Here is a 10,607-nt window from a genome sequence, read left to right as displayed (position 1 = left end):
TCTTGAGATAGGCGGCGAGAACGTCGGCCTGAACGTTGGAGAGCTTTTCCCACATATTGCGGCCGGCGGGGCCGCGGATTTCTTCCATGATCGCGTCGACGCGGTCCTGGGGCAGGAAGGAGAGCAGCAGGCGTTCGGTCGAGTCCGAATTGCCGGCCACATTGCCGTTGGAGGCGATGTTGGTGACGAATTCGGCCATCAGCTCATCGAGCATGGCGGGCGTGATCGGGCCGAGCTTGACCATGGCGCGCGAGAGCGTCTTGATCTCGTGTTCGTCGAGTTCTTCGAAGATCGGCTTGCCGTGATCGGGGCCGAGCGCCAGCATCAGGGCAGCGGCCTTTTCGTCACCGCTAAGGGCGCGATAGTTCGAGGCACCGCCGATCTTGAGCTGGGCGCCAAGACGGGGTTCCGGGGTCTCGATGGCTTGAGCAACAAGGGCCATGTCAGATCACGCTGCGTTAGAGAGCCAGCCGCGCACGATCAGCGCTGCCTGCTTGGGGTTTTCTTCGACCAGGGCGCCCACGGACTTGAGCTGCTGGAGCTGCTGCTCGCCGAGCGCCTTGGCGTCTTCGATCCAGTCGTGGTTAGCGAGGGCGGCGCGGGCTGCCTCGCTCATCGGTTCGCCGGTCGAGGTGAGGACATTGCCTTCGGCGTCGAGCGTCGTCCCCTGGCCCAGTTCCACAGCGGCCGGCAGGGCCAGCGGCTCGGGCTCAGGGCTCATCACCCGCTTGAGCAGCGGGCGCAGCACGAAGAACATCAGAGCCAGCGCGATCAGCAGGGTCACGGCCATTTCTGCGCCGCTCATCAGGTCGTCACGGGTGAAGTCGAGCAGACCGCCAGCCTGGTCCGTGCCGGGCGGCGCCAGTTCCGGACGCTCGGCAAACTGCATGTTGACGACTTCGACATTGTCGCCGCGGTCGGCCGAATAACCAACGGCTGAGCGCACCAGGGTCAGGATCTGGTTGATCTGGTCGGCGGAGCGCGGCGTGTAGGTCATGTTGCCGGCGCCATCGTCGGCATAGGTGCCATCGACCACCACGGCCACCGACAGGCGCTTGAGCGCGCCCGCTTCGGTCACGGCCGTCTGGGTCTTCTTGGAAATCTCGTAGTTGACGACTTCCTCGGTCGAATTGCCCTGCTCGGTGCTGCCATTGCTGGCGCCATTGCCGCTGGCGCCGGGCAGTTCGTTGGCCACGGTCACCTGGCCGGCGGCCGCGCCGGACTGGTTCTGGGCTTCGCGGGTCTGGGTCGAGCGAACGACCTGACCATCGGGATTGAAGGTTTCTTCGGTGACGGTCGAGCGGTTGAAGTCGAGCTCTGCCGAGATTTCGACGCGGGCCCGGCCTGCGCCGACCACATTGGCCAGCATGTCCTCGACGCGGGTGCGGAGGCGGTTTTCAAAGGCGAGGATGCGTTCGTCGGCCTGACCGGCCATGGCGCCGAGACCAGTATCTTCCGTGCCCGAGGCGAGCAGGTTACCTGCGTCATCGACGATCGACACGCGCTGGGGGCTCAGGCCTTCGATGGCCGAAGCCACGAGGTGCTGGATGGCGCGGATTTCGCCCGTCGAAAGGCCGCCGCGCACGGAGAGCACGATGGAAGCGGAAGGGTCCTTGCGTTCGCGGCGGAACAGTTCCCGTTCGGGCAATACGAGGTGGACGCGGGCGCCCTTGATGCGCGACAGCGAGGAAATGGTACGGGCCAGTTCCCCTTCGAGTGCGCGGACATTGTTGATGTTTTGAACAAAGCTCGTCGCGCCCAGTGTCGACTGCTGGTCGAAGATCTCGTAGCCGACCTGGCCACGGGTGGGCAGGCCCTTGCCCGCAAGGTTCATTCGGAGGGTAGTGATCTGGTCGCGCGGCACAAGAATGGTGTCGCCGTCGCCACGCAGCTCATAGGGTACATTGGACGTTTCGAGCTGGGAGATGATGGCCGAAGAGTCTTCCAGGCTCAGCCCGCTATAGAGCGGGGAGAGGTTTGGCGTCTGAGCCCGCACCATCAGGAAGACGAAGAATCCCATGATGAGGACCGCGACGGTCGCCATCGCGGCAATGCGCGGCAAGCCGATGCGATTGATGAGAGTAGTGAGACTTTCCACGCTGCCACTCGAGTTTGATCAAGTGCAGTCGTCGGAGCCCCCTTCGACCGCTGGGCAAAAATTACCCATCAGATGGTAAACAATGTCTTAACCACTCGAAGCGAAACGCAAAATCAGGCAAAAACTGCCTAGTTCGATTCCGGAGTGCAACATGGTTCGGGTTCTTGGTCGCATCACCTCCATCAACGTCCGCAAAGTATTGTGGGTCCTTGATGAATTGGGAATTTTCTATGATCGGGAGGATTGGGGATTGCCGCTGCGCGACCCCAAAGTGCCGGAATATCTGGCTCTCAACCCCAATGGCACTGTCCCCGTCTTTATCGAGGACGACGGCTTTGCCATGTGGGAGAGCAATGCCATCCTGATTTACCTAGCCCAGACGCGCGGCGCGCTGCTTCCGGGCGATAGACCTCAGCTTGCCCGGGCCTTGCAGTGGCTCAGCTGGCAGGCGACGGAACTCAATCCGCCCTGGATGTATGCGCTTAACGCTCTGGTGCGGAAGCGGCCGGGTTTTGACGACCCGGCAAAAATTGCCGAATCAATTTCGACATGGACTTCGCGGATGGAGATGCTCGAGGCCGAATTGGCCAAGGGGAACGCCTTCATCGCAGGCGACAGTTTCTCGGTTGCCGATATCGCGCTGGGCCTCTCGATCCATCGCTGGTTCATCGTACCCTTCGAGCGCAAGTCGCTCCCGCATGTCACTGCCTACTACGAACGCCTCAAGCAGCGCCCCGCCGGCACCCGCTGGATGCCCGAGGATATCGTCTAGGCTTTGGGGCAAGGCTCGCGGCGTCGTTCCCACAATGCGCAAAACCCCCAGGGCCGCTGGCCGTGGGGGCTACGCTCAAAACCTGACGAAGGTCTTAGCCTTCGCGGTAATGCTGGATCCAGGTCGTCCGAAGACCAGCAAGGCCATGCTTATCGATGGCAGCCTGCCAGTTCAGAAACTCGTCGACACTGAGCGTGTAGCGCTCGCAAGCCTCTTCGAGGCTCAAAAGGCCGCCACGCACGGCAGCAACGACTTCAGCCTTGCGGCGGATAACCCAGCGACGGGTATTGGCTGGAGGCAGATCCGCAATGGTGAGCGGGCTGCCGTCCGGACCGATAACGTACTTTACGCGAGGACGCATCTGTACGGTCATTTTACTCTCTACTCAACCTGACCATATGACCAAGAGAGTAGGACGCTGACCTTAAGATACCGCTAAAGGGAAACTTACAACCAGTTAAGATTGCGACGGAAAATCAATCAATTGAACGGGTATGGGGCGGTTCCGCCTCTCCCGACCAGTAGACATGCGAGGAGATCGTTGCAGATGCTTGCAGCCGAACTCTTACCATTGTTGCCCCGCAATGCCGCTATCAAGACTTCCTTCGGATTGCAGACCCGCAGTGTGGGGCCGCCTCGCGCTCGTCCCGCCCTGGGCAGCGGGAGCGAGCGCTGGTGACATGCGTCAGGTCTTGTTTTCGGGGATACGCACTTCGGAAACGTCGCCCAGCGGCACCTTGGCAGCGCCAACGGTGACCATGGGCTGGCCGCTCGAGAAGTCGACGGCGCTGACGATGCCGATAGCGGAGGTCGTGACCTTGACCGCCTTGCCCGACAGGTTCGTGCCTTCGATGGTCATTGTATAGAGACCATCGGGCTGCGGTTGGCCGTCGGAGGAAATACCGTCCCAGGTGAAGACGCCGTCGCCCATATTGAGCGAGCCGTTCTGGGTATAGACCACGTTGCCCGTGGCGTTCTTGATGGTGATGTTGGCATTGGCCACGTTGGCCTCGGCATTATAGCCCCACATGGCGTGGGTGCCGCTGAGCTGCGTGGTCTTGCCGGTGATCGTCACCTGCTTGCCGATATAGCCCACAGCGTCCATGCGGCCCGCCGTCTGGGTCTGGGCCAGGAGGCTTTCGAGGAACGTATTGGTTTTCAGCTGCTGCTCGACGCCGGTGAACTGCACCAGCTGCTGGGTGAACTGGTTGGTGTCCAGCGGATCGAGCGGGTTCTGGTTCTTGAGCTGCGTGGTCAGGATCGAGAGGAAAGTGTCAAAATTCTGCGCGATCGTCTGGCGCGAATTGTCCAGCGAGCTTCTGTTTGCTGAGGACGAGCCGGAAACGCCGTCGACCATGATGAAACGTCCTTATGCGATGATGTTGACGCCGCTCGCCTGGAGCGAGCCGCGATAAAGGGTGACGGCGGGGGCAGGGACTTCTGTCTCGTCGGGGCCATCCTGGCCGCCACCCAGACCGCTTTGCTCGCTGCCCCCGCGCTGGTTCTGATCACCGGCAAAGGGGTTTTGTTTCAGCGAGAATTCGAGATTGGTCTTGCCCTGGTCGAGCCCGGCCTGCTGCAGCGCCTTTTCCAGCGCGCGTTGGTCGCGCTGCATCAGGTCCAGCGTTTCGGCCTTTTCGACCGTCAGGCGCGCATGCACGTGGCCTTTGTTGTCGATGTCGAGCTTGACGTCGATGCGCCCGAGTTCGGGCGGGTCGAGGCGGATCTGGAAGCGCGTATTGCCGTCCTGCGCCTGGCGCGACATTTCAAAGGCGATCTGGGGCAGGTTGAGCTGCTGCTGACTCGTCTGGTAGCCGGTCTGCACCACGCGCGGCGCGGCGGCGGCATCGACCTGCGCTGTTGGAGCGGCTTGCGGCGCCTGGGCTGGCGTCGGGTTGGGCACATTGTCCTGGCCGCCCGGAGCACGGGCCGCGAGGGCCTGATTGGCCTGTGCCTTGTTCTGGTTAGCGTCCGGCGTATCGGCCGGCTTGATCTCGGCCTTGCGCTCGATGCTGGTCGGCTCGACCTTGAGTTCGGGCTCGGATACTTCCGGCTTTTCAGCGGCCACGCTGGAGCTGCCAGCGAGCACCGGCTCGGTCAGTTTCAGTTGCGCGGTCGAGAGTGCAGGCTCGGTTGGCACGGCCTTGGCGAGCTGACCAAGGCCATCGAAAAGCTTGGCAAGGCTTGCTTCGAGCTTGGTGTCGAGTGTGACGTCCGCCGGGCCAAGGCGCTCGCCCAGCCAGCTGCCGAGCTTGGCCGCCAGTTCGGTTTCCCCGCCGCCTTCGGCCGCAACGCCCTTGGCGAGCTGGGTCAGCTGCTGCATCAGCGTGGTCATGTCCATGCCCAGCAGCTGCGAGAGGTCTTCGAGCGCGTCCTTGATGTCCTTGAGCGCAGCGGGGTCGGTGATCTCCGTTTCCCCGTTGGCCAGCGCGTCGGTCGAAAGCCCGAGCGCCTGCAGCGCGGCCAGCAGCGTGTCGGCGAGCGACTTGGTGCCGGTGCTGTCGTCGTCTTCGCCGCCCGTGGTGGAGTCGGTCGCCGCAGCAGTGGCGTCGGTGCCATTGGCGGTTGCGGCCGATTTGGCCGAGGTGTCGTTGGCTGCGGGCTTGTTCGAAGCCGCGCTCTGGCTCGCCGGCGCATCAGGGCGCTTGGCGGGGGTGTCGATGAGACGCGCGAACTGGTCGTTGGCCCGCTCGGCGGCCTTGATGGGGGCCGGCGGGGTGGGCTTGGCGACGGCACCGACAGCCGAGACCAGGAGATTTGCCAGTTGTGAAGCCACGATTGCGCCTCTTCGAACACGAAAGAACTCCCAGCCAACAAAGCAAGAGCCTTGCCAAGTCCCTTCGGCGCGCCGATATCGCAGTATTATCAAAGCGTTAGATGCCAAAAGTACCCACGCTGCCCCCGCGCCGCCTGTCCGATCTCCGATGTCCCTTGGGTCAGTTTCGCCTCCCACCCGGCAATTCCTGCCGAGCCGGGTAATTGCCAGAATTGCCCAATGGCGCTATGACGCGGCCTCACACTTATCCGTTGGCCCTTGACCCCATCCGGATTGGAAAGACATGTTGAATTCGCTTGATATCGCCAAGCGTCCCGAGGACACGCGCGTAGTTGTCGCCATGTCCGGGGGCGTCGACTCCTCCGTCGTTGCCGGTGTACTCGCCCGAGAGGGCTATGAAGTCATCGGCGTCACCCTTCAGCTTTACGATCATGGTGAAGCCACCCATCGCAAGGGTGCGTGCTGTGCCGGCCAGGACATTCACGATGCCCGCCGCGTCGCCGCAAAACTCGGCATTCCGCATTACGTGCTCGACTATGAAGAGCGCTTCAAGGCCTCGGTGATCGAGCCTTTCGCCAATGCCTATCAGCAGGGCGAAACGCCGGTGCCCTGTATTGCCTGCAATCAGTCGGTAAAGTTCGTTGACCTGATGACGGTCGCCCGCGACCTCGGCGCGGATGTCCTCGCCACCGGCCACTATGTGCAGACACGCCTCCTCGAAGACGGCCGCCGCCAGCTTTTCCGCCCGGTCGATTCAGATCGCGATCAGACCTATTTCCTCTTCGCGACCACCCAGGAACAGCTCGATTTCCTGCGCTTCCCGCTCGGTGGCCTCAGCAAGCCGGCGGTGCGTGAACTCGCCCGCGAATTCGGCCTCGAAATCGCCGAGAAGCACGACAGCCAGGACATCTGCTTCGTGCCGCAGGGCAAGTATGCCGATATCATCCGCAAGATGCACCCCGAGGCCCTGGCCCAGGGCGAGATCGTGCATCTCGATGGCCGCGTTCTCGGCACCCATGACGGTATCGTCAATTACACCATCGGCCAGCGCAAGGGGCTCGGGGTCGCCGCCGGCGAACCGCTCTATGTAGTCAAACTCGACCATCGCAGCGGTCGCGTCATCGTCGGCCCACGCGAAGCCCTGAAGACACACACCGTCAGGCTCCGCGACGTCAACTGGCTCGGTGCTACCCCGCTCGCTGAAGCCAGTGCCGGCAATGGCGCTCCGGTGGAAGTAAAAGTTCGCTCCACCCGCGGCCCCCAGCCGGCCGTCATCCAGATGCAGAATGGCGAAGTCTTTGTGACCCTCGTCACCGGCGAATACGGCATCTCGCCCGGTCAGGCCTGCGTCTTCTACGCCGACGACAGCCAGACGGCCGAAGTCTTGGGCGGTGGGTTCATCGCCGAGGCCGTGCCTCAGGCGCTGGTGGCATAAACCGCTCACGTCAATCGCAGGATGTCACCCCCGGCGAAGGCCGGGGCCCATCCTGAGGTGTCTTCATTTTACTGCCCCGGTGCGCTTCCCGATCATCGGAGGATGCCTCCGGCCTTCGCCGGGGGTGGCAGCGGTGGGTGTTGCGCGAAGCGCACCTCTCCCCCAAGGGAGAGGTGGAGGCGCCACTGGCTACTGCCCTAACTGCTCCGCCGTCGGCTGCTTGGCCGCATCTGCCGCTTCCCGCAGCGCCTGATACTGCCCCAAGCCCCCCATCATCATGGAAATGGCGATCAGCACCACGACCGCGCCCATGGCGAGGAGGAAGATGCGCGTGCGGTTAAGCTTGAAGGGGCTTTCAGGGGTGTCGGACATGCCCGGCTCCATATCAAAAAAATGTTGGCGACGACCAAAGGATTGCAGCGGCAGGGACGTCCTATGCGTAAACTAGCTGCAAAGAGGCCTTTTGTGCAGGCTTACCGCGTGGGACTGACTGCCGCATCCATACCCGATCCATTGGTCGCCTTTTCCGAGGCGCTGGTTCGGCGCGCCCAGAATGGCGATGCCGAGGCCTTTGCCGAATTGATCGAGGACCAATACGACCGGATTTACCGCACCGCCTGGCGCTGGTGCGGCAATGCCCATGATGCCGAGGACATCGCTCAGGATGTCTGCGTGCGCATCGGCCAGTCCCTGGCGAGCTTTGATGGGCGCAGCGCCTTTTCGAGCTGGGTCTATCGCGTCACGCTCAACATGGTACGTGACTGGCAACGGGCCGGCCGGCGGCGCGGCGCCTATGTCGATGCCTATGCAGAAATCGCTCCCACCGAAGAAGCCCCGTCCCAGGAGGACGCCGCGACCAGCAGCCAGCTCTGGGGCGCCGTCCGCAAACTGCCCGAAAAGCAGCGCGATGCCGTGCTGCTCGTTTATGCCGAAGACCTGAGCCATGCCCAGGCCGCCGAAGTGATGGGCATCAAGGAAGCCACCGTTTCCTTCCATGTCCACGAAGCCCGCAAAACCTTGAGGGGGCTGCTATGACCGATCACCGCCCCGATCCGTTCGAAAATCTTGGCAACACGCCCTTGCCGCCGCCGCGCTCCGAGGCTCGTGCCGCAGCGCTTGCTGCCGCGCGCGCCGCCTTTGCCGAGGCCGAAGCAAAAAAAACTGATGCAGTGACCCAAGGATCGGGCCGCCGTCGCCGTCTCATGTCCATCACGTCGATCTTCAAAGGATTTTCGATCATGGACATGCGCATCCCCGTCGGCACCGCGGCCGTTGCCCTCCTGCTCCTGCCCCTCGGCTACCAGCTCTATTCCACAACCGCGATGACCTCGGTCACCGAGGCGCCGCGCCCGCAGATCCAGCAGCCCGTCACTGCCCCGGTGCCCCCGGCGCCGGCCGAAGAGAGCATGGCGGCCGTCCCGCAGCAGGGCACGCCCGACATGGCTGCTGCCGACAGCGCCGCCCCCGCCGCTCCGGAGCCGATGCTCTTTGAAACCGAGGCGGCGCCTGCCAAGCGCGTGGCCACACCGATCACGGTCATGCCGGCCCCGGCGCCCGCCATTGCGGCGCAGCAGAGCGATGCCTATAGCGCAGTGCCCGCCGGTGGCATGGCCAATCGCAGCATTGCGCCCGGCGAGTTCGGCCGCATGGCGCCGCAGCCGAGCGGCGACGAATTCACCAAATTCGATGAGCAGCGCCTGAAAGTCGCCGCCGAGGAGCCGGTCTCGACCTTCTCCATCGACGTCGACACGGCCAGCTATTCTTATGCCCGCCGCATGCTCGAAGACGGTTATGTCCCCGAGCCCGATGCCGTGCGCATCGAGGAGCTGATCAACTATTTTCCCTATGACTACCCGGCCGCGCCAAGCGCCGAGGTGCCGTTCCAGCCGACCCTGAAAGTCTTCCCGACGCCGTGGAACGCCAAGACGCAGATCCTTTCGATCGGCATTCGTGGCTATGAACCGCCGGCCGAAGCCATTGCGCCAAGCAATCTGGTCTTCCTCATCGACACATCTGGCTCGATGGACGAGCCCGACAAACTGCCGCTCCTGAAACGCTCCTTCGCGCTGCTGCTTGACCAGCTTTCGGACAAGGACACGGTCTCCATCGTCGCCTATGCCGGTTCCGCCGGCGTCGTGCTCGAGCCGACCAGGGCGGGTGAGAAGGCCAAGATCCTCTCGGCCCTCGATGATCTCTCTGCCGGTGGCTCGACCGCCGGCGCCGATGGCATCGAACTCGCCTATCGCCTTGCCGAAGAGGGCAAGACGAATGGCACCAACCGCGTCATCCTTGCCACCGATGGCGACTTCAATGTCGGCATCGACAATCCCGACGCGCTAAAACAGTTCATCGCCAAGAAGCGCCAGTCCGGTATCAGCCTCTCGGTGCTCGGCTTTGGCCGCGGCAATCTCGACGATGCGACCATGCAGGCCCTGGCCCAGAACGGCAATGGCAATGCCAGCTACATTTCCAATTTCGCCGAAGCCAAGAAGGTGCTGGTCGAGGAAGTGGGCGGCACGCTCCACACCATTGCCCAGGACGTCAAAATCCAGGTCGAGTTCAACCCGGCTCTGGTTTCGGAATATCGCCTCATCGGCTACGAAACGCGCCATCTGGAACGCGAAGATTTCAACAATGACGCGGTGGATGCCGGCGATATCGGCGCTGGTCACACGGTCACCGCGCTCTATGAAATCACCCCGGTCGGCGCCGGCCAGGTCGATCCGCTGCGCTATGGCAATACGGCGACCGCCACCGGCGGCAGTGAGGAAATCGCCTTCCTCAAGATGCGCTATAAGCTACCGGGCGAAAGCGTCAGCCAGCTGATCGAGCAGCCGGTCACGCCCGAGGTCGTCTACGACAATATCACGCTTGCCGGCCCCGACGCCCAGTTCGCCGCCGCCGTCGCCGCCTTCGGTCAAAAGCTCAAGGGCAGCGTCTATGGCGCTGACATGACCTGGGCCGAGATCACCGCACTCGCCAAGGCCGGCCGCGGCGAGGATGAAGGCGGCTACCGCGCCGAGTTCATCCGCCTCATCGGCGATGCGGCCCTGCTCGAACCCGACGCCAAATAGGGGCGCATTCCCAGCCCAATGAAACCATGCCAGTCTGGCCTCAACCACAGGAGGCCAGACTGCGCAGTTTCGATTTCAGTTCCTGGGAAAGCGTCCTCGCCACCCTTATCGGCATCGCGCTCGTCGCGCTTGTGGGCATCGGCATCCGGCTCCTCGTGATGACCACGATCCAGCAGCGCCAACAGCGGATGAACCGCCAGATCAACGAGCGCCTGCGCACCCTCATCGCCGCCTATAAGGTGCTGGGCGGGTCCTTCACCGGCACGCTCACCGTCAACCCCGCCCACAAGCGCGACGAGAAGCGCGCCGAAGGCGAGGAAACCACCGAGATCATCACCGGCTCGGATCGCCAGCGCCGCATTCGCGACGATGTCGAAGCCTCGCTCTCCGATATCATCCTGCTTGGCACCGAAGAGCATGTACGCCTTGCCGAAAAGGCGGCGCGCGAACTG

Annotated in this window: 9 protein-coding genes and 2 pseudogenes; 5 read left to right on the top strand and 6 right to left on the bottom strand. The window is 63.2% G+C overall.

Translation table 11 applies throughout. The features are described from left to right. Together J0I64_RS20630 and fliF are read right to left on the bottom strand one after the other, a co-directional pair. Positions 1-442: pseudogene (locus tag J0I64_RS20630) on the bottom strand (flagellar motor switch protein FliG); the annotation flags it as partial. Positions 443-448: 6 nt separating this feature from the next. Continuing rightward, positions 449-2,098 (bottom strand): flagellar basal-body MS-ring/collar protein FliF, encoded by a 1,650-nt coding sequence (gene fliF, locus J0I64_RS20625; protein WP_291411817.1) that lies wholly within the window; start codon positions 2,096-2,098, stop codon positions 449-451. Positions 2,099-2,249: 151 nt separating this feature from the next. Between fliF and J0I64_RS20620 the strand changes: the two genes are divergently transcribed. Next, complete coding sequence (locus J0I64_RS20620) at positions 2,250-2,870, top strand: glutathione S-transferase family protein (RefSeq protein ID WP_291411815.1); 621 nt, start codon at positions 2,250-2,252, stop codon at positions 2,868-2,870. Positions 2,871-2,964: 94 nt separating this feature from the next. Here the strand turns inward: J0I64_RS20620 and J0I64_RS20615 are convergent, their stop codons facing one another. From J0I64_RS20615 to J0I64_RS20605, 3 genes are all read right to left on the bottom strand, one after another. Then, a complete protein-coding gene (locus J0I64_RS20615; RefSeq protein WP_035085775.1) occupies positions 2,965-3,243 on the bottom strand; it encodes a DUF1153 domain-containing protein in 279 nt (92 codons plus the stop codon). A gap of 312 nt (positions 3,244-3,555) precedes the next feature. Then, positions 3,556-4,227 (bottom strand): flagellar hook assembly protein FlgD, encoded by a 672-nt coding sequence (locus tag J0I64_RS20610; protein ID WP_291411803.1) that lies wholly within the window; start codon positions 4,225-4,227, stop codon positions 3,556-3,558. A gap of 12 nt (positions 4,228-4,239) precedes the next feature. Continuing rightward, on the bottom strand, positions 4,240-5,646 hold the full coding sequence (locus J0I64_RS20605) for a flagellar hook-length control protein FliK (RefSeq protein ID WP_291411801.1): 1,407 nt from the start codon (positions 5,644-5,646) through the stop codon (positions 4,240-4,242). A gap of 283 nt (positions 5,647-5,929) precedes the next feature. On the opposite strand from J0I64_RS20605, the gene mnmA reads away from it, so the two are divergent. Next, a complete protein-coding gene (gene mnmA / locus J0I64_RS20600) occupies positions 5,930-7,081 on the top strand; it encodes a tRNA 2-thiouridine(34) synthase MnmA (RefSeq protein WP_291411799.1) in 1,152 nt (383 codons plus the stop codon). A gap of 189 nt (positions 7,082-7,270) precedes the next feature. On the opposite strand, the gene J0I64_RS20595 is transcribed toward mnmA, so the two are convergent. Then, positions 7,271-7,453 (bottom strand): hypothetical protein, encoded by a 183-nt coding sequence (locus J0I64_RS20595; protein ID WP_291411797.1) that lies wholly within the window; start codon positions 7,451-7,453, stop codon positions 7,271-7,273. 108 nt (positions 7,454-7,561) lie between these two features. On the opposite strand from J0I64_RS20595, the gene J0I64_RS20590 reads away from it, so the two are divergent. The 3 genes and pseudogenes from J0I64_RS20590 to J0I64_RS20580 form a co-directional block, all read left to right on the top strand. Beyond that, positions 7,562-8,116: an RNA polymerase sigma factor gene (locus tag J0I64_RS20590; RefSeq protein ID WP_291411795.1), complete on the top strand. Its 555-nt coding sequence runs from the start codon at positions 7,562-7,564 to the stop codon at positions 8,114-8,116. Next, on the top strand, positions 8,113-10,155 hold the full coding sequence (locus J0I64_RS20585; protein ID WP_291411794.1) for a VWA domain-containing protein: 2,043 nt from the start codon (positions 8,113-8,115) through the stop codon (positions 10,153-10,155). Before J0I64_RS20590 ends, J0I64_RS20585 begins: the two co-directional genes overlap by 4 nt. A gap of 26 nt (positions 10,156-10,181) precedes the next feature. Next, positions 10,182-10,607: pseudogene (locus J0I64_RS20580) on the top strand (hypothetical protein); the annotation flags it as partial.

Source organism: Devosia sp., from assembly GCF_017307565.1.
Taxonomy (GTDB): Bacteria; Pseudomonadota; Alphaproteobacteria; order Rhizobiales; family Devosiaceae; genus Devosia.
The sequence above is the reverse complement of the archived record's forward strand: the minus strand, read 5'-3'. Positions and strand labels throughout refer to the sequence as shown.